At 72.2% G+C, this 16,652-nt stretch carries 19 protein-coding genes; 6 read left to right on the top strand and 13 right to left on the bottom strand.

Annotated features, from left to right (window positions below; genetic code table 11):
• Positions 1–11 precede the first annotated feature (11 nt).
• From hemC to ACFPCV_RS06170, 6 genes are all read right to left on the bottom strand, one after another.
• Entirely contained in the window at positions 12–977 is a 966-nt protein-coding gene (gene hemC, locus ACFPCV_RS06195) for a hydroxymethylbilane synthase (RefSeq protein WP_378055067.1), read from the bottom strand.
• Positions 974–2,272: a glutamyl-tRNA reductase gene (locus ACFPCV_RS06190; protein WP_378055066.1), complete on the bottom strand. Its 1,299-nt coding sequence runs from the start codon at positions 2,270–2,272 to the stop codon at positions 974–976. The genes hemC and ACFPCV_RS06190 overlap by 4 nt, the downstream gene beginning before the upstream one ends.
• The gene (locus ACFPCV_RS06185; RefSeq protein ID WP_378055065.1) at positions 2,269–3,039 is read right to left on the bottom strand and encodes a redox-sensing transcriptional repressor Rex; all 771 of its coding nucleotides are present in this window, start codon (positions 3,037–3,039) and stop codon (positions 2,269–2,271) included. Before ACFPCV_RS06185 ends, ACFPCV_RS06190 begins: the two co-directional genes overlap by 4 nt.
• Positions 3,040–3,257: 218 nt before the next feature.
• Positions 3,258–4,811, bottom strand: coding sequence for a molybdopterin-dependent oxidoreductase (locus ACFPCV_RS06180; protein ID WP_378055064.1), 1,554 nt, complete (start codon positions 4,809–4,811; stop codon positions 3,258–3,260).
• Between the two features lie 58 nt (positions 4,812–4,869).
• Positions 4,870–5,097 (bottom strand): glutaredoxin family protein, encoded by a 228-nt coding sequence (locus ACFPCV_RS06175; protein ID WP_378055712.1) that lies wholly within the window; start codon positions 5,095–5,097, stop codon positions 4,870–4,872.
• 4 nt (positions 5,098–5,101) lie between these two features.
• Complete coding sequence (locus ACFPCV_RS06170) at positions 5,102–6,583, bottom strand: AMP-binding protein (RefSeq protein ID WP_378055063.1); 1,482 nt, start codon at positions 6,581–6,583, stop codon at positions 5,102–5,104.
• 181 nt (positions 6,584–6,764) lie between these two features.
• Between ACFPCV_RS06170 and ACFPCV_RS06165 the strand changes: the two genes are divergently transcribed.
• From ACFPCV_RS06165 to ACFPCV_RS06145, 5 genes are all read left to right on the top strand, one after another.
• Positions 6,765–7,400 (top strand): sigma-70 family RNA polymerase sigma factor, encoded by a 636-nt coding sequence (locus ACFPCV_RS06165; protein ID WP_378055062.1) that lies wholly within the window; start codon positions 6,765–6,767, stop codon positions 7,398–7,400.
• A gap of 37 nt (positions 7,401–7,437) precedes the next feature.
• Positions 7,438–8,610: a DUF5667 domain-containing protein gene (locus ACFPCV_RS06160; RefSeq protein ID WP_378055061.1), complete on the top strand. Its 1,173-nt coding sequence runs from the start codon at positions 7,438–7,440 to the stop codon at positions 8,608–8,610.
• Positions 8,611–8,728: 118 nt separating this feature from the next.
• Positions 8,729–9,634, top strand: coding sequence for an HAD family hydrolase (locus ACFPCV_RS06155; RefSeq protein WP_378055060.1), 906 nt, complete (start codon positions 8,729–8,731; stop codon positions 9,632–9,634).
• Positions 9,631–9,753: a hypothetical protein gene (locus tag ACFPCV_RS06150; protein WP_378055059.1), complete on the top strand. Its 123-nt coding sequence runs from the start codon at positions 9,631–9,633 to the stop codon at positions 9,751–9,753. Before ACFPCV_RS06155 ends, ACFPCV_RS06150 begins: the two co-directional genes overlap by 4 nt.
• 4 nt (positions 9,754–9,757) lie before the next feature.
• A complete protein-coding gene (locus ACFPCV_RS06145) occupies positions 9,758–10,090 on the top strand; it encodes a hypothetical protein (RefSeq protein ID WP_378055058.1) in 333 nt (110 codons plus the stop codon).
• Here ACFPCV_RS06145 and ACFPCV_RS06140 read toward each other — a convergent pair.
• From ACFPCV_RS06140 to proC, 5 genes are all read right to left on the bottom strand, one after another.
• Positions 10,087–11,037 carry a lysophospholipid acyltransferase family protein gene (locus ACFPCV_RS06140; protein WP_378055057.1) on the bottom strand — a complete coding sequence of 317 codons (951 nt, stop codon included), beginning with the start codon at positions 11,035–11,037 and terminating at the stop codon, positions 10,087–10,089. The genes ACFPCV_RS06145 and ACFPCV_RS06140 overlap by 4 nt on opposite strands.
• A 65-nt stretch (positions 11,038–11,102) precedes the next feature.
• Positions 11,103–12,023 carry an NAD-dependent epimerase/dehydratase family protein gene (locus tag ACFPCV_RS06135; protein ID WP_378055056.1) on the bottom strand — a complete coding sequence of 307 codons (921 nt, stop codon included), beginning with the start codon at positions 12,021–12,023 and terminating at the stop codon, positions 11,103–11,105.
• A gap of 178 nt (positions 12,024–12,201) precedes the next feature.
• A complete protein-coding gene (locus ACFPCV_RS06130; RefSeq protein ID WP_018684825.1) occupies positions 12,202–12,303 on the bottom strand; it encodes a 30S ribosomal protein bS22 in 102 nt (33 codons plus the stop codon).
• Positions 12,304–12,450: 147 nt separating this feature from the next.
• The gene (locus tag ACFPCV_RS06125) at positions 12,451–12,669 is read right to left on the bottom strand and encodes a helix-turn-helix domain-containing protein (protein WP_184816121.1); all 219 of its coding nucleotides are present in this window, start codon (positions 12,667–12,669) and stop codon (positions 12,451–12,453) included.
• A gap of 135 nt (positions 12,670–12,804) precedes the next feature.
• Positions 12,805–13,620 (bottom strand): pyrroline-5-carboxylate reductase, encoded by an 816-nt coding sequence (gene proC, locus ACFPCV_RS06120; RefSeq protein WP_378055055.1) that lies wholly within the window; start codon positions 13,618–13,620, stop codon positions 12,805–12,807.
• 33 nt (positions 13,621–13,653) lie between these two features.
• Here proC and ACFPCV_RS06115 point away from each other — a divergent pair, with 33 nt between their 5' ends.
• On the top strand, positions 13,654–14,232 hold the full coding sequence (locus ACFPCV_RS06115; RefSeq protein ID WP_378055054.1) for a ribosomal protein L7/L12: 579 nt from the start codon (positions 13,654–13,656) through the stop codon (positions 14,230–14,232).
• Between the two features lie 438 nt (positions 14,233–14,670).
• On the opposite strand, the gene ACFPCV_RS06110 is transcribed toward ACFPCV_RS06115, so the two are convergent.
• Together ACFPCV_RS06110 and ACFPCV_RS06105 are read right to left on the bottom strand one after the other, a co-directional pair.
• The gene (locus ACFPCV_RS06110; protein ID WP_378055053.1) at positions 14,671–15,519 is read right to left on the bottom strand and encodes a thioesterase family protein; all 849 of its coding nucleotides are present in this window, start codon (positions 15,517–15,519) and stop codon (positions 14,671–14,673) included.
• Positions 15,520–15,577: 58 nt separating this feature from the next.
• Entirely contained in the window at positions 15,578–16,504 is a 927-nt protein-coding gene (locus ACFPCV_RS06105) for a proline dehydrogenase family protein (RefSeq protein ID WP_378055052.1), read from the bottom strand.
• Between the last annotated feature and the right edge of the window lie 148 nt (positions 16,505–16,652).

Raw genomic sequence — 16,652 nt, 5'->3', positions numbered from 1 at the left:
CTCTTGATTACTTATTGCTCGTCACCGGCGAGCGCGCCGGCGCCGAGCTCGAGCAGTTCGGCGGCCAACGCACGCCCGAGCTGCTCACCTTCGGTCAGGTCACCGGTGGCCGACGCGCGGATCAGGTCGACAGCGGGCCCCTCGGCCTGGCTGCCGGCCGTCCAGTTCGCGGCCGCGACCCCACGCAACGACAGGCGGTGCACGACCCTGTCGTCCGCGTCGAGGTCCTCGACCACGTCGGCCAGTGCGCCAACCGGGGCCTGGCATCCCGCCTCGAGCGCGGCCAGGAGGGCCCGCTCGGCGGCGACCGCCGCCCTGGTGGCTTCATCATCCACAATGGACTGGAGGAGGTGCTCTGTGTCCACGTCGTCGACCCGGCACTCCACGGCCAGCGCCCCCTGGGCGGGCGCGGGAAGCACCTGGATCGGGTCGAGCACCTCGGTGATCACGTCTAGCCTGCCGAGCCGGGCGAGCCCGGCGCGGGCGAGCACGACGGCGTCCAGCTCACCGTCGTGGACCTTGCGGATCCTGGTGTCGACGTTGCCCCTGATGGGCACGATCTCGAGGCCCAGGCCGAGCGCCTGGATCTGTGACGCCCTGCGGGGCGCCCCCGTGCCGACACGGGAACCGGCCGGGAGCTCGCCGAGTGTGAGCGAGTCCCGTGCGATCAGCGCGTCCCTCGGGTCCTGCCGCGGCGGCACCGCGGCGAGGGAGAGACGGGGATCGGGTGCGGTCGGCAGGTCCTTGTAGGAGTGCACGGCGACGTCCACCGTGCCGTCGGCGAGCGCGTCGCGCAGCGCCGAGGTGAACACGCCGACACCGATCTCGGCGATGGGCGCCGACGACTTGTCGCCGGGCGTCACCACCGTGACGATCTCGACCGTGGCGCCCGCGGCCTCGAGCAGGGCGGCGACGGTGCCGGTCTGGGCGAGCGCGAGCGCGCTGCCGCGCGTGCCGATGCGGATCGTGCGGCTCACCGTGTCTCACCATCCACTCGGCTGATGGCGGTCGGCGCGGCCGGGTCGAGCAGGAACAGCTCGCGCAGCGCCTCCGCGTACTCGACGCCGTTGGGGCCCGAGGCCAGCTCCTTCACGCGCACGGTCGGCGCGTGCAGGAGCTTGTCCACCACGCGGCGCACGGTCTGCGCGACCTCGGCGCGCGCCGAGGCGCCCATCTCGAGCCGGGAGTCCAGGCGCAGCAGCTCGGCGTCGACCACCTCGGCGGCGCGGCGGCGCAGCGCGGTGACGGTCGGCGTGACCGCCGCGGACCGCTGGGTCGCGAGGTAGGCGGCGACCTCGTCGGCGACGATCTCGCCAGCCCGCCGGGTGTCCAGGCCGCTTGGCGCGGCGACCAGCCGCCGCTGCAGGCTCTCCAGGTCGACGATCGTCACGCCACGCACGTCGGCCACGTCCGCGGCCACGTCCCTCGGCAGGCCGAGGTCGCACACGACCAGCGGGCGGACCCGGTCGGCCACCATGCTCGCGTCGACCACCGTGTCGGTCGCGCCGGTGCACGCCACCACGACGTCGGCTGCCGCGAGGTGCGCGGGCAGGTCGTCGAGACCCACCGCGCGGGCCGGGGTGCCCTGCTCCAGCTGCAGCTGCGCGAGCCGGGCGCCGGTGCCGACCGTGCGGTTGGCGATCACGATCTCGCCGATGCCCGCGCGGCGCAGCGCGGCGGCGGACAGCCCGCCCATCGAACCCGCGCCGACGATCAGCGCGCGGCGGCCGTCGAGCCCGCCAAGCACGCGGTCGGCGTCGGCCAGCGCCTCGGACACCACGGAGCCACCGGCCGCGTCCAGACCCGTCTCGGCGTGGACGCGCTTGCCGACCCGCAGCGCGCGCTGGAAGAGCTCGTGGAGCGTGCGGCCAGCGGTGCCCGCCTCGCGTGCGGTGTTGTACGCCGTGCGGACCTGGCCGAGGATCTGCGCCTCGCCGACGACCATCGAGTCGAGGCCCGCGCTCACCCGGAACAGGTGCTCGGCGGCGGCCGCCGCGTAGTGCACGTAGAGGTGCTCGTACAGTTCGGTCACGTCGAGGCCGGAGTGCCTGCCCAGGACGCCGACGACGTCGGAGAGACCGGCGTGGAACGCGTCCACGACCGTGTAGACCTCGACCCGGTTGCAGGTCGTGACCAATGTGGCCTCGACGACGTGCTGGCAGCGCATCAGCTCGTCGAGCACCTTGGTGACCTCGCCGGGCGGAACCGTCGCGCGCTCGAGCACCCGCACGTCCGCCGACCGGTGTGAGACACCGACCGCCAGCACACTCATCGTCTGACCACCGCCCCGTTCGGCCTGTTCTCGACACTGTGGCGCGGCGAACCGGTGACCCGACCGTTGCCCCTGGGCTGCGGTGCGGTCTCCCCGGAGGGAGCGCTGTCCGCGCGCCTGGCCTGGTGGAACGACAGGATCTGCAGCTCGACGGCCAGGTCCACCTTGCGGACCTCCACCGTCTCGGGCACCTGCAGCACCACCGGGGCGAAGTTCAGGATGCACTCGACACCGGCCTGCACCAGCCGGTCGCACACGACCTGCGCGGCGGCCGGCGGGGTGGCGATGACGCCGATGGTGATCTCCTTGGCCGCGCACACCGACGAGATGTCGTCGATGTGGTGGACCGGGATCCCACCGACGGGCACGCCCATCAGGTCGGGGTCGACGTCGAAGAGTGCGGTCACCGGGAAACCTCTGCCAGGGAACCCGCCGTAGTTGGCGAGTGCGTGTCCGAGGTTACCGATGCCGACTACTGCCACGCTCTGCTCACGGGTGAGGCCGAGAACACGTTCGATCTGGTCGATGAGGACCTCGACCTCGTAACCGACGCCACGGGTGCCGTAGGTGCCGATGTAGGAGAGGTCCTTGCGGAGCTTCGCGGAGTTCACGCCTGCCGCGACCGACAGCTCCTCGCTGGACACCGTGGTGATGCCCTGCTCCTTCATGCCGGACAGAACGCGCAGGTAGACCGCGAGGCGCGCGACGGCCGCCTCGGGGATCGCCCGCGGGGAGAGCGCTCCCTGACCGTTGGCCAGGGGTGGCATGGGGGCGGTGACCTCCGCAGCGTTCTCAGCGGGAACTGGCTTTCTACCGTTCGCGCCAGTCTGGCCACGCTGCGCCACGCTGATACTCCTCGAAAGACTCGCCCCTGGGATCATTCATACGGTAGCCGCTTGTGAACGCAGGCACAAAGTCGCCGGTGAGCGGCGGTTTCGCGCCTGTCTCCGAGTCTGGCAACCGCGGGTAACGCGACCCTGGACCGTCAGTGGACCGCCACGCGGACGGTGTGCCACCCGGTGGCGCCATCCGGTGCGGGCGGCGCCTCCGCGTCGGTCTGCGTGTGGCCCCGGTTGTCGGTGGCGCGGACCTGGATGGTGCGCTCTCCCGGCTCCAGGTCGAGCGTGACCCGCCACATGCGCCACGTGTTGAGGCCGACCTCGGCGCCCAGCTCGGCGCGGTGCCACTCGCCGTCGTCGACGCGGACCGCCACCTGGCGGACGCCGATCGTCTGCGCCCACGCGACCCCCGCGACCGTGTTCGCGCCCCGGGGCAGGTCGAAGCCGTCGCGCGGGCTGTCGATGCGGGACTGGGTCTTGATCGGCCCCCTGGCCGACCAGCCACGCGGGATCCAGTAGCCCTGCTTGTCGGCGAAGGTGGTCAGCTCCATGTCCACGACCCACTTGGTGGCCGAGACGTAGCCGTACAGGCCGGGGACGACCATGCGGGCCGGGAAGCCGTGCTCCTGCGGCAGCGGTTCGCCGTTCATGCCGATGGCGAGCATGGCGCCGCGGTCGGGGTCCAGCAGCGCGTCGACGGGCGTGCCCGCGGTGAAGCCGTCGGTGCTGGTGGAGAACAGCTGGTCGGCGCCCGGTTTGACGCCGGCTTCGAGCAGCAGCTCGCGCAGCGGCACCCCGATCCAGTTCGCGGTGGAGATCAGGCCGCCGCCGACCTCGTTGGACACGCAGGCCAGCGTGACCGGGCGTTCGATCAGGCGCCGCCCCCGGATGTCGGCGAACGTGAACTCGACGGGCTCGTCGACCAGGCCGTGGATCCGCAGCCGCCAGTCCCGCGCGGTGAGCCGGGGCAGCGTCAGCGCGGTGTCGATGCGGTAGAAGTCGCGGTTGCCCGTGATGAACCTGGCCGTGCCGTCGGCGGCGAAGTCGGCGCGCGGCGGGAGCTTCGGCGCGGGGCTGGCCGGGGTGAGCCTGCCGACGGCCGCCCGCGACGCCTCGACGTCGACGCGGCTGCCGGTCAGCTGACCGACCGTGCCGAGCACCCCGGCGCCGAGCACCACCCCCGCCCCCGCCCGCAGGAACGACCTGCGGCTCTCCCGGTCCTGCTCGGCCGGCTGGGCCTTGCCGTGCAGCCAGTTGAAGACGACGAGGCCGGCGACCATGGCGGCCGCGGGCGCGGCGATGGCCAGCTGCCCGAGGTCGGCGCGGGTGAGGACGGCGAGGAACCCGAGCACGCCGAGCACCGCGGCGACGACGAGACCGGGTGTCGGCCGGTCGCGGGACAGCAGCCCGGCCACGGCGGTCACCCCGAGCACGACGACCGCGACGCCGATGAACAGGACGGTCTTGTCCGCGGTGCCGAACGTGGCCTTGGCCCACTCGACCACGGCGTGCGGCGAGTTGTCCCGCACCCAGTTGCCGACCGCGAGGAACGGGGACGCACCGGCCCCGACGAACCCGGCGACCAGGTGCCCGGCGGCGAGCGCGGCGAGGAGCGAGACGACCGCGACGGAGATCGCGCGTCCTCTCGGCAGCCGGCTCGCGGGCGTCGGCGCCGCGGCCGGGCGGGTATCGAGCTGCACACCCCCACGTTCGTCGCCGAGGGCCACCCGGTTCAACCCAAAACCGGTTACGGGCTTCTTACCCCTTCAGCGCGGCGCGGAAGCGGTCCTCCTCGACGCGCCAGTAGCCGTGCTCCCGGCCGTCGATCAGGATCACCGGGACCTGGTCGCCGTACTCGGCACGCAGCTCCGGGTCGGCGTCCACGTCCGTGACCTCCCACGGCACGTCCAGCTCGGCGCAGATGCGCGCCACCTCGGCCTCGGCCACCTCGCACAGGTGGCAGCCCTGCCTGGAAACCACAGTCACCACGTCACGCGACGCTACCCCGCAGCGACGCGCGGCGGACCTTCCCCGTCGCCGAGTGGGGCAGCTCGTCGACGATCCGCACGGCCCTTGGCACCTTGAACCGCGCGAGCCGCTCCGCGCAGTGGTCGCGGACCTCCTCCTCGCTCAGCGTCGCGCCCTCGCGCAGCACGACGACCGCGATCACCTGCTCGCCCGTGCGCTCGTCCGGGACGCCGACCGCGGCGGCCTCGGCCACCTGCGGCAGCTCGTCGAGCACCTGCTCGACTTCCTTCGGGTACACGTTGAAGCCGTTCACGATGATCAGGTCGTTCGCGCGGTCGACGAGGTGCAGGTCACCCTCGGCGTCGAGGTAGCCGACGTCGCCGGTGCGGAACCAGCCGTCCTCGTCCGGCCCGTGCGCGCCGTCGGGCCAGTAGCCGCTGAACAGGTTCGGGCCGCGGGCGGCGACGCGGCCGGTCTCGAACTCGTCGCCGTCGAACCACTCGGTCTCGTCCGGGTCCGCCGGCGCGCCGACCGGGCGGCCGTCGCTGTCGACCAGCACCAGCTCGACGCCGGGCAGCGGGCGGCCGACCGACCCCGGCTTCGCGACCCCGCCGACCAGCGTCGACGTGAGCACCGGGCCGGTCTCGGTGAGGCCGTAGCCCTCGTACACGGGCAGGCCGGTCGCCTGCGTGATCGCGGCGAGCACCGCGGGGGCGAGCGGCGCGGCGCCCGAGGTGAACAGCCGGACCGTGGACAGGCCCTCCGCGAGCCGGTCCGGGCTGGCCACGGACAGCGCCTGGTACATCGCGGGCACCCCGACCAGCGCGGTCACCCGGTGCTGCGCGCACACGGTCAGCGCGCGTTCCGTGCCGAAGGTCTCCAGCAGCACGGCCGTCGCGCCGGCGGCGGCGACCTGCAGCAGGCCGGGGCCCAGGCCGTAGAGGTGGAACAGCGGGACCACCAGCAGCACGCGGTCGTTCGCGGTCACCGGTGCCGGCTGCAGCCGGGCGCACTGGTCGACGTTGGACAGCAGCGCGCGGTGCGAGAGCATCACGCCGCGGGGCACGCCCGCCGTGCCGGAGGTGTAGCAGAGGACGGCGATGTCCTCGCCGCCCCGCGTGGTGGTGTGCGGCTCGTCGGCGGTGGCGTCCAGGTCGGGGGCCGGGAAGTCGTCGCCGACCACGAACCGCGCGCCGCTGTCGCCGAGCAGCCGGGGCAGCTCCGGGGACCGCGCGGCCGCGGGGACCGCGATGCCACCGGCCCGCAACACCCCGAACAGCGCGACGCAGAACTCGGCACTGTTGCCGAGCACGATGGCCACCCGGTCGCCGTCCTCGACGCCCTCGGCGGCGAGCCGTGCGGCGAACGCGCCGACCGCGCGGTCCGTCTGCTCCCACGTGAGGGTGCGGCCCGACGCGGTGTCGACGACGGCGACCCGGCCGGGCGCCTTCCTCGCTGCCTCCGCCACCAGGTCGGCGACGTTGCCACGCTGCGTGTCGACCATGGGAAACCTCTCCTCCGACCAGCCTTTGGGGCAGTGTGGCACGACTCACTCACGTCATGGTCGACCCCGTCATGCGTCCCTAGGGTGCGAGAACTACCTACTATTCAGTAACCACACGTATGCTGCTGTGGTCTCCCCGGGCGGTGCGGCCCGGCGGAGGACCCGGCCGAGGGAGTCGAGCATGCCGTCCGTGCGCCCAGTTCAACGGGACGCAGTGGGGGCGCGGGATGCCCGGATCTCGCGACAGGAGTCCGCCGTGGAACCACCGGAGGCCGGTGGGACGTGGGAGCTCGTGCACGCCGCCCAGGAAGGCGACCGGTCCGCGTTCGCGCTGCTCTACGACAAGTACGTCGACGTGGTGTTCCGCTACGTCCTGTTCCGGGTCGGCGACCGGGAGCTGGCCGAGGACGTCACCAGCGAGACGTTCCTGCGCGCGCTGCGCAAGATCGCGACGGTCACCTACCAGGGCCGCGACGTCGGCGCCTGGTTCGTGACGATCGCCCGCAACCTGGTGCTCGACCACGTGAAGTCGAGCCGCTACCGCCTCGAGGTGACCACCGCGGAGATCGACGACTCGCGGCCGGTAGAGGGTGGCCCCGAGCAGCAGGTGCTCGCGGGCGCGACCAGGGACGCGCTGCTCGAGTGCGTCCGCCAGCTGGGCGACGACCAGCGGGAATGCATCGTGCTGCGGTTCCTGCAGGGCCTGTCGGTCGCCGAGACGGCGGCGGTGATGGCCCGCAACGAGGGCGCGGTGAAGGCCCTGCAGCACCGCGCGGTGCGCAGGCTCGCGCAGCTCCTGCCCCCGGAGGTCCGGTGAACCGTAACTTCTGGCACCCGAGAATCGTTTTCCAGACGTGAACGGCGAGAACTGGGACGACCACGACCGCACCGTCGTGCGTGCCATGAACTCGCTCGTGCCACTGACCGCGCCGACCGGCGAGGAACGCAGGCGCATGCGCGACCGCGTCCTGCTCGCGCTGGACGACGAGGTCACGGCACCACCCGCACCGGTGGTGCCCGCTGAGCGGGCGGACAGACCAAGACCCGGACGGTCCGCCAGAGCCGGGGACAGACCCGGCGACGGGAGACCGGCGTCCAGGCCGGGGCCGTCCAGCCCCCACAGCCGAGCGACCGGCCGCGCGTCCCGCCGTGCGGCGTTGTCGGGGGTGCGCGGCCGGTTCGCCGTCGCGGCGGTGGCCGTGCTCGCGCTGGTCGGGTCGCTTGCCGGGATGAGCCTGCTGATGGCGAGGGACGCACTGCCCGGCGACGCGCTGTACGGCGTCAAGCGCAGCGCGGAGGCCGCGGAACTGGGCCTCACCTTCGGCGACGAGCCCAAGGCGCTCAAGCACCTGGAGTTCGCCGCCGCCAGGATCAGCGAGATCGAGACGCTCGCCCGCCGCTACCCCGACCCCGGCGACGCACCCGTCGGGGCCTACCTCACCGCACTCACCGACTTCGAGAACGACGCCACCGCGGGCTCCCGCCAGCTGATCGCACTGGCCACCGGCACCGACGGCCGCCTGCTCGGTTCGCTCCGCGACTGGTCGGCCCAGCAGGCCGCCCGGCTGACCGGCGTCGCCCCCCGGCTGCCCGAGGCCGCCCGCAGCCGGGAGAGCGCCACCCACGCACTCCTCGACAAGATCACGGCCAGGGCCGAAGCACTCTCCGCCCGCATGGACTGCTTCCAGATCACCTCCGGCTCCCACGACGACATCGGCGCGCTCCCCGCCACCGGCACCTGCGAGCGACCGCCACTCACCCCCACCTCCGGCACGCGGGCCCCGAGTGTGCCCGCGCCCACCGGCGGTTCCGCGCCGCCGACCGGCCCCCAGGCCCCCAGCCCCGAACTGCCGCCCGCGACGCCGACCCCGGGCCTGCCCCTGGTCCCGGTCCCCGGCGCGACGGCGTCCGTCCCCGCACCGAAGGACGCGCCGGCCACACCGCCTGCCGAGAGCACGCCGGATCAGCCGCCGCTGCTCGAGCTTCCTCCGCTGCTGCCCGGACTGCCCGGACTGAGCATCGGCTGAGCCACCCCGCCGCCCGGTGTGGGTGGGCGGGCCGTGGATCAGGCGAATTCCAGGCTGGCGCGCTCGCTACGCTGTTGGATGGAGTACCTGGTGTCCGATCGACCGCGGAGGCGATGCCGTGTCCCTGTGGCGTGGCCGTGAGAAGGAGCCCGCGCGCGAGCAGATCGCCACCATCGCGGGCGAGGCGTCCGCCGAGGCGGCCGTCGCGCTGGAGCACGCCGACCGGACGACGGTCCGGCCCGCGCCGCCGGTCGACCTGACCGCCGCGGCGTTCTTCGACGTCGACAACACGATGATGATGGGCGCGTCGATCTTCCACTTCGCCCGTGGGATGGCCGCGCGGAAGTTCTTCACCAGCTCCGACCTGGCCAGGTTCGCGCTGCAGCAGGTGGTGTTCCGGATCGGTGGGCGGGAGACCCACGACGGGATCCGCAACGCGCGCGAGTCGGGGCTGTCGTTCGTCGCCGGGCACTCGGTGGCCGAGCTGATGGCGCTGGGCGAGGAGATCTACGACGAGCTGATGGCCGACAAGATCTGGCCCGGCACCCGTTCGCTCGCGCAGATGCACCTCGACGCGGGGCAGCGGGTCTGGCTGGTCACCGCGACCCCCGTCGACCTGGCCACGATCATCGCCCGCCGTCTCGGGCTCACCGGGGCGCTGGGCACGGTGCTCGAGAGCGAGAACGGCGTGTACACGGGCAGGCTCGTCGGCGAGATGCTGCACGGGCCGGCCAAGGCGCACGCCGTCCGCGCGCTCGCCGCCCGCGAGGGACTCAACCTGCGCCGGTGCACCGCCTACTCGGACTCCGCGAACGACGTGCCGATGCTGTCGGTCGTCGGCACCGCCGTCGCCGTCAACCCCGACGGCAGCCTGCGGGAGGCCGCACGCAAGCGGGGCTGGGAGATCCGCGACTTCCGTACCGGCCGCAAGGCTGCGAAGATCGGGGTTCCCTCTGTGCTTGGTGCGGGTGCGGTCGCCGGGGCCGTCGCCGCTGGCCTCGCCTACCGGAAGCGGGGCACATGATCGCGTTGCTGGTGCTGATCGTGGCGGTGGTGTGCCTCGGCGTCGGGTTCGCCATGGGTCGCCGTCACGGCATCGAGTCGGAGATCCGCAGGCAGCTGCGCGGACGCGACGACTACTGACGCCATGGCCGACCCGCACATCCACGTCGAGACCCGGGTGGCGCAGGCGGGCGCCGACTACCGCAACCTGATCGCGGCCACGTTCGGCGCCGTGCCCGACGCGCCTGCCGAGGTCACCACCGGGTGCGGGCTCCAGGTCCCGTACGCGACGACCTCGCCGCACCCGGAACGCGTCACCTGCCTGCCGTGCCGCGAGCACGCGCGGCGCGAGTACCTGGCGTTCGCCGAGCAGGTGGCGAACCTGAGCAGGCTGCCCGGCGCGCCGGTCAGCGCCGAGGACGCGGCCACGGCGGTGCGCCGCCTCCGCGAACTGGCGGAACGGTACGGCCAGACCTAACCGCGGAAGACGGACTCCCGTTCGGCGACCATGCTGTCGAGCGTCCGCTGGATCGTCTCGCGCACCTCGGCCGCCATCTCCAGCACGAACGCGTTGTCGTCGGCGGCGTCGGCGGACGCGAGGTCGGTGCGGACGGGCGCGCCGAAGTCGATGCGCCACTTGGTGGGCAGCGGGATCGCGCCGAGCGGGCCGAGCAGCGGGAAGAACGGCGTGACCGGGAAGTAGGGCAGGCCGAGCAGCTTCGCGAGCGGCTTGAGGTCACCGATCTTCGGGTGGATCTCCTCCGCGCCCATGATCGAGCACGGGATGATCGGCACCCCCGCCTTCGCCGCCGTCGCGACGAACCCGCCGCGGCCGAAGCGCTGCAGCCGGTACCGCTCGCTGAACGGCTTGCCGATGCCCTTGAAGCCCTCCGGCCACACGCCGACCAGCTCACCGGCCCGCAGCAGCCGCTGCGCGTCCGCGCCGCACGCGACGGTCTGGCCGGTGCGGCGGGCGAGCGTGCCGAGCACCGGCAGCCTGAACACCAGGTCGGCGCCAAGCATCCGCAGGTGCTTGCCGCGCGGGTGGTTGTCGTGGACGGCGACCGAGGTCATCACCGCGTCCCACGGCAGCGTGCCGGAGTGGTTCGCGACGATCAGCGCACCGCCGTCGACGGGCAGGTTGTTCGCGCCGGTGACCTCGACGCGGAACCAGTTCTCGTAGATCATCCGCAGCGGCGGCAGCACCACCGTGTCGGTGAGCTGCGGGTCGAAGCCGAACTCGTCGACCGGGTAGTCCCCGGTCAGCCGACCGCGCACGAACCCGGCGAGCCGGTCGGCGAACGACTCCGGCGCGCGGCGCGGGCGCAGCTCGGTGACGGTCGCCAGGTCGCGGGCAGGTGGTGTCGGCGCGTCGTCGCTCGGCGCGGGCCGCAACGGGATGACGTCGGCTTCCTTGACCTGCACTTTCTCAGCTTCCCCTCAGCGATGGTGTTCGGTTGTGGTTTCGCTGCGCGGTGGCTGCCCGCTGCTCAGCGGCCGCGGACGTAGTCGTCGAACGCGGCGGTGGTGGTCCACTTCGGTGTGAACCCGAACGTCGTCTTCAGCCGGGTCGTGTCGATGACACGGCCGTGGCTGAGCAGCCGGGACAGGCCCGGCGACAGGTCGGCCCGGCCACCGGCGAGCCGGGTGGCGGGTCCGATGGCGGCCCTCGGCACCGGCAGCGGGACACGGCCGGCGCGGCGGATGGCCTGGGACAGCATCAGCACCCCGTCCCCGCCCACGTTGAACACCCCGGGCAGGTCGTTGGCGACGGCGCGCTCGAACACCGCGAGCGCGTCACTGATGTGCACGAACTGCACGCGGGCGTCGAACCCGAGCACGGTCGGCACGACAGGCAGCGAGAAGTACCTGGTCAGAGCGTTGTCCACGTGCGGCCCGATGATCTCGGCGAGCCGGACGACGGTCAGCACGACGTCGGGTCGCCTGCGTGCGAGCCCCAGGGCGTAGCCCTCGACCTCGGCGGCGTCACCTTTGCGGGGCGTGTCCTGCTCGGTGAAGACGGCGGGCGCGCTCGCGCCACCGCCGTACACCTCGGCCGTCGACCTGACGACGAGCTTGCGCACCGTGCTCGAACGCTGGCAGGCGGCCATGAGCTGCATCGTGCCGATGACGTTGCGTTCCTTGGCCCCCGGACCGGGACGCGGTGCGGCGTGCACGACCGTGTCCACCCCCGCCGAGCCGAGCACCTTGGCGATCCTCGGGTCGCGGATGTCCGCGTGCACGAACTCGACGCGCCCTGCCTGCGTCGATTCCTTCGAGTGCTTCGCCGCCGGTGGCGCCGTGTCGACGCCCAGGACCCGTTCGATGTCCGGGTCTTCGGCCAACCGCGCGGCCAGGCGGCCGCCGAGCTGGTCGGCGACGCCGGTGACAAGGACGACTTGGGGCGCCATACGACTCCGATGACCGATCACGAGTGGGAAGCGATCCGGCTAGCACAGTGGCGGACCAACCGCGACTTTACATCCGAATCGTGATCGAGTTGTCGCTGGCAACGAGTAATTAACGCAGGTCACATGCCGTATTGGTGGATGTCACCCTTTTGGCGGCATCCACCCCGGCACCCGCGTACTACTTCTTCAGCTTGCGACGCTGAACGCGCGTCTTCCGAAGGAGCTTGCGGTGCTTCTTCTTGGACATGCGCTTGCGGCGCTTCTTGATGACCGAGCCCATGCGGAACCTCTGCTTCAGTCGGTAGTCGGTACAACCTGGAACGGCAACGACCACACGACCAAGATCCGGCCACGGACGCGCCCCATGACACCAGGCAACGAGCGTCAAGATTACCTGGGGGTCATGGGACGCTCGGCACCGGTGCCCCTAGCCCGCGTCGAAATACGCACTTCGCAGGTAGTCGTGCACTGCCTGTTCCGGTACCCGGAACGATTTGCCCACCCGCACCGCGGGCAGTTCTCCGTTGTGCACCAACCGGTACACCGTCATCTTCGATACCCGCATCATCGTGGCCACCTCGGCCACGGTGAGGAACCGCACCTGTGCGAGGCCAGGCGGCTCCGGGTCCTTCTTGTTCGCCGGCATGCTCACCGCGTCCTTCGACACGTGTCGCGCCGTCGGCTTCCCCACCGACGGTATCGACACGCACGTGCTACTCCCGAGACTAGCGGGACTGGTGTGACGATTGCGATGCCGCGGGCGATATTCGCCCGCAAAAGATCACCCGTCCTCGTGCTGGCGGCCCAGCTCCTGCGAACGGTCCCTGGCCGCCTCGATGGCCGCGAGCAGCGCGGCCCGGACCCCGTGTTTCTCCAGCTCACGGATGGCCATGATGGTCGTCCCGGCAGGCGAGGTGACCGCTTCGCGCAACGTCACCGGGTGCTCCCCGGTCTTCGCGAGCATCGTGGCGGCGCCGACCGCGGACTGGATGATCAGCTTCTCGGCCACCGCACGCGGCAGCCCGAGCAGGATCCCGGCGTCGATCATGGCCTCGACCAGGTAGAAGAAGTAGGCCGGTCCGGAGCCGGACAACGCGGTCACGGCGTCCTGCTGCGACTCCGGCACCCGCACGACCATCCCGACGACCGACAGCAGCTCCTCGACGATCGACAGGTGGTCGCCGGTGGCGTGGCGGCCGGGTGAGATCGCCGACATGGCCTCGCCGACGACCATCGGCGTGTTCGGCATGACCCGCACCACCGGCACCCCCTCGGGCAGCCTGCGCTCGTACAGCGCGGTCGGCAGCCCGGCGCACAGCGAGACGACGAGCGTGCCCCTGTCGAGGTTGGGCGCCAGGTCGTCCAGCAGCGGCTCGATGTCCTGCGGCTTGACGGCCACGACGATGACGTCGGCCGCCCTGGCCGCGGTGGGGACGTCCACGGCACGGAAGCCGTACCGGGTGGTCAGCTCCGCGGCCCGCTCCGGGTGGCGTTCGGTGAACATGAGGTCGTCGACCCGGCGACCGCCCGTGAGCAGCCCGGAGAGGAGCGCCTCCCCGATCTTGCCGGCGCCGAGCACCGCGATGGCGTTGGTCATGGCGGACAGCGTCCCACGCTAGCGTGACGCGGTATGTCCACCGGTACGCAGATCCTGCTCGGCGTCGCCGCCGCCGTCGTGCTCTTCAGCGGCTGGCTGGCCCTGCGCCGCCGCACCCCGGCCGAGCGCCGCCCGGCGTCCGGGGACCTCGACGCCCGCCTCGCCGAGCTGGTCGCCGACGGCAAGACGGTCCTGGCGATCAGGGAGCTCCGCCGGGAGACCGGCATGGGCCTGCGCGAGGCGAAGGAGCACGTGCTGGGCCTGACCCCGCAACCACGCAGGCGCGTCACCGACCGGGTGGGCGCCCTGCTCGCGGACGGCAGGAAGATCCAGGCGATCAAGGAGCTGCGCGAGCAGACCGGCATGGGCCTGCGCGAGGCCAAGGACTACGTCGACGCCATGGAGTCGGCCGGCGAGCCGCCCGCACCGCGGCCCGCCGAGGTCGACGAGGAGACCATGGCCAGGGCCCGTGAGCTGGTCGCGGCGGGCGAGACCGTGCGGGCGGTGAAGCTGGCGCGGCGACCGGCTGGGGCCTCAAGCACGCCAAGGACGTCGTGGACGGGATCCAGCGGGGGCGCTAGTGTCCCGCGCTCTAGATGGTTGATTCCGTGAAGTCGGTGTGAGTGGGCGGTCGGTTCTCGTGTGCTGGTCGCGTGGCTCCGGTTCACGTTGTGGTGGGTTTGTCCTCGCCGGACGGGCAGGTCTCGGGGGTGGCGGAGGGGAGGGTCGGCTGCGGTTGGGTTCGGGTCTCCCTGCCAGGTCGACGGGATGGCAGGGAGCCCCTATGGGTGGGCTTGCGCCACCGTCAGGGTTGCGTGGGCTGGGGCCCGCTTCGCGGGCCCGGGGCGCGTAGCGGCCGGGCTTTGGTGCTGTGAAAGGCGCGTTCACGGCATCCGGGATGCCGTCAATGGGCCGTTCACAGCGCTCAACGCCGTCAATGTGCCATTGACGGCACCGGTTGTGCCGTGAACGCGCCTTTCACGGCATCGGCCCAGCCCCGTCGGGCGACCGCGTGGGTGTGGGGTCGTGCCTGATAGCGGGTTCGATCGTCTAGGCCTTCGCCGACAGGGCCAGCTGGCGGGCCTGGCAGATGAGGCGGCCGGTGGAGTCCACGACGGTCGCGTCGGCGTCGAACCACGGGCCGTGGACCGCGCGGCAGTCGACCTGGATGCGCAGCCAGCCAGGGGCAGGGCGGGACCGGAGCAGCGCGGTGAGCTGCACCGTCGGGGTCCAGCCGAAGCGGCCGAGGTTGAACGTGACCGGCATCGAGATGTCCCCCGCCATCAGCGCGAACATCGGGTCGACCTGTTCGCTGCGCGGCCGTGCCCACAGCCGCAGGCGCGGCGGGTCGTTGGTCTGGCCGTGCAGGAACCCGGCGCCGTTGGGGTCGAGGCGGACGTCGCAGCCCTCGGTCAGGCGGAACACCGACGCCATGGGCAGCGTCGACAGGTCCAGTGCGTTGCCCGGCGGCTCGGCGGGCTGGTTGGGCAGGTCCGACCAGGCCGCCCGGTCACGCGGCAGCCTGCCGGTGGTCACCACCCCCTCCACGCACGACTGGCCGCGCTGTACGAGGTGCACGGCCACGATCGTCGCCTGGCGGCCGGTCTTGCGCACCTCCGTGCGCAGCAGCACCGGCCCCATCTCGGGCGCGCGGAGGAACTGGGCGCTGACCGACAGCGGATCGGCCACCGGGGAACCGCTGCCCGCCGCCGCGACGGCCGCACGGGCCAGCAGGGCGACGAGGAACCCGCCGTGTGGTTTGCCCCCGATCGTCCACGGGCCCGAGAGGGTGGCGGCGAACGTGCCGTCACCCAGGGACCGCACGCGCGACGCGGTCGTGAAGGGACCGGCGCCACCGTGTCCCGGGCGCGTGTCGCCCTGGCCCGCAAGACTGCTCATGATTATTACCCTGCCACGTCCGGGGGAGCTTGATCAGATCGCGGTACCCGAAACGCGACTACTTGCGGGATACCAAGGCGCGCAAGAAGAACGCGGTGTTCGCGGGCCGCTCCGCGAGTCTGCGCATCAGGTAGCCGTACCACTGCACGCCGTAAGGGACGTAGACGCGGACGGTGTGCCCGAGCCCCGCGAGCCGCAGCTGTTCGTCCGGGCGGATGCCGTAGAGCATCTGGAACTCGAAGCTGCCCGGCTTGCGGTCCAGCACCTCGGCACGCGCCTCGACGATCTCGACCAGGCTGGGGTCGTGCGTGGCGAACATCGGGAAACCCTCACCACGCAGGAGCGCGTTGGCGCAGCGGACATAGCTGCGGTCCACGTCGTGCGGGTCGGGGAACGCGACCTGCGCCGGTTCCGCGTACGCGCCCTTGCACAGGCGCACCCGCGACCCCTCGGTGGCGAGCCGGGAACAGTCCTCCTCGGTGCGGCGCAGGTAGGCCTGCACCACCGCCCCGACCCACGGCCACGAGGCACGCAACTGCGCGAGCACCCGCAACGTGGAGTCGGTGGTGGTGTGGTCCTCCATGTCGAGGGTGACCGTCGTGCCGCACTCCTGCGCCCTGGCACAGATGCGGGCGGCGTTCTCGATGGCGAGCCCTTCGTCGAGCGCCTGCCCGACAGCCGAGAGCTTCACGCTCACCTCGGCACTCCTGGCGAGCCCGTCGCGACGGAGCCCGTCGAGCAGTTCGAGGTAGGCCTGCACGGTCTGCTCGGCGAGGCCCGAGTCGGTGGTGTCCTCGCCGAGATAGTCGAGGGTGACGGTCAGCCCCTTGTCCACGAGGCTCTTGGTGACCTCGATCGCGTCGGCGGTGGTCTCACCTGCCACGAATCGACGTACGACGTCCCGGCTCACCGGGGCGGTCGCGACCAGCCGACGGATCACGTCGTTGCCGGCCGCGGCCAGGATCAGGCTACGAAGCGGGTGCACGTGCGGGACTTTACGGCCCGCCGGTCATCCATGGGTCGGTTCCGACTGGTGACGGCGAGGTTGTGCCGGTCACCGCGGCCGCCGTGTCCAAAAAAGACGCTCCCGGGACGCCGAGTGTCCCAAAAGGCGCTTCAGGTCACCGAACGGA

The sequence above is a fragment of the Actinophytocola glycyrrhizae genome (genome assembly GCF_042653545.1).
Classification (GTDB): domain Bacteria; phylum Actinomycetota; class Actinomycetes; order Mycobacteriales; family Pseudonocardiaceae; genus Actinophytocola; species Actinophytocola glycyrrhizae.
This window is presented reverse-complemented; position numbering and strand designations above follow the sequence as displayed.

Bases quoted from the DNA above. Each gene is read 5' to 3' on its own strand.
- proC (WP_378055055.1), bottom strand. From the start codon at position 13,620: ATGACCAACGCCATCGCGGTGCTCGGCGCCGGCAAGATCGGGGAGGCG.
- ACFPCV_RS06110 (WP_378055053.1), bottom strand. From the start codon at position 15,519: ATGAGCAGTCTTGCGGGCCAGGGCGACACGCGCCCGGGACACGGTGGC.
- ACFPCV_RS06170 (WP_378055063.1), bottom strand. From the start codon at position 6,583: ATGGTCGACACGCAGCGTGGCAACGTCGCCGACCTGGTGGCGGAGGCA.
- ACFPCV_RS06185 (WP_378055065.1), bottom strand. From the start codon at position 3,039: ATGCCACCCCTGGCCAACGGTCAGGGAGCGCTCTCCCCGCGGGCGATC.
- ACFPCV_RS06135 (WP_378055056.1), bottom strand. From the start codon at position 12,023: ATGGCGCCCCAAGTCGTCCTTGTCACCGGCGTCGCCGACCAGCTCGGC.
- ACFPCV_RS06165 (WP_378055062.1), top strand. From the start codon at position 6,765: ATGCCGTCCGTGCGCCCAGTTCAACGGGACGCAGTGGGGGCGCGGGAT.
- ACFPCV_RS06145 (WP_378055058.1), top strand. From the start codon at position 9,758: ATGGCCGACCCGCACATCCACGTCGAGACCCGGGTGGCGCAGGCGGGC.
- ACFPCV_RS06150 (WP_378055059.1), top strand. From the start codon at position 9,631: ATGATCGCGTTGCTGGTGCTGATCGTGGCGGTGGTGTGCCTCGGCGTC.
- ACFPCV_RS06125 (WP_184816121.1), bottom strand. From the start codon at position 12,669: ATGCCGGCGAACAAGAAGGACCCGGAGCCGCCTGGCCTCGCACAGGTG.
- ACFPCV_RS06130 (WP_018684825.1), bottom strand. From the start codon at position 12,303: ATGGGCTCGGTCATCAAGAAGCGCCGCAAGCGCATGTCCAAGAAGAAG.
- ACFPCV_RS06190 (WP_378055066.1), bottom strand. From the start codon at position 2,272: ATGAGTGTGCTGGCGGTCGGTGTCTCACACCGGTCGGCGGACGTGCGG.
- ACFPCV_RS06115 (WP_378055054.1), top strand. From the start codon at position 13,654: ATGTCCACCGGTACGCAGATCCTGCTCGGCGTCGCCGCCGCCGTCGTG.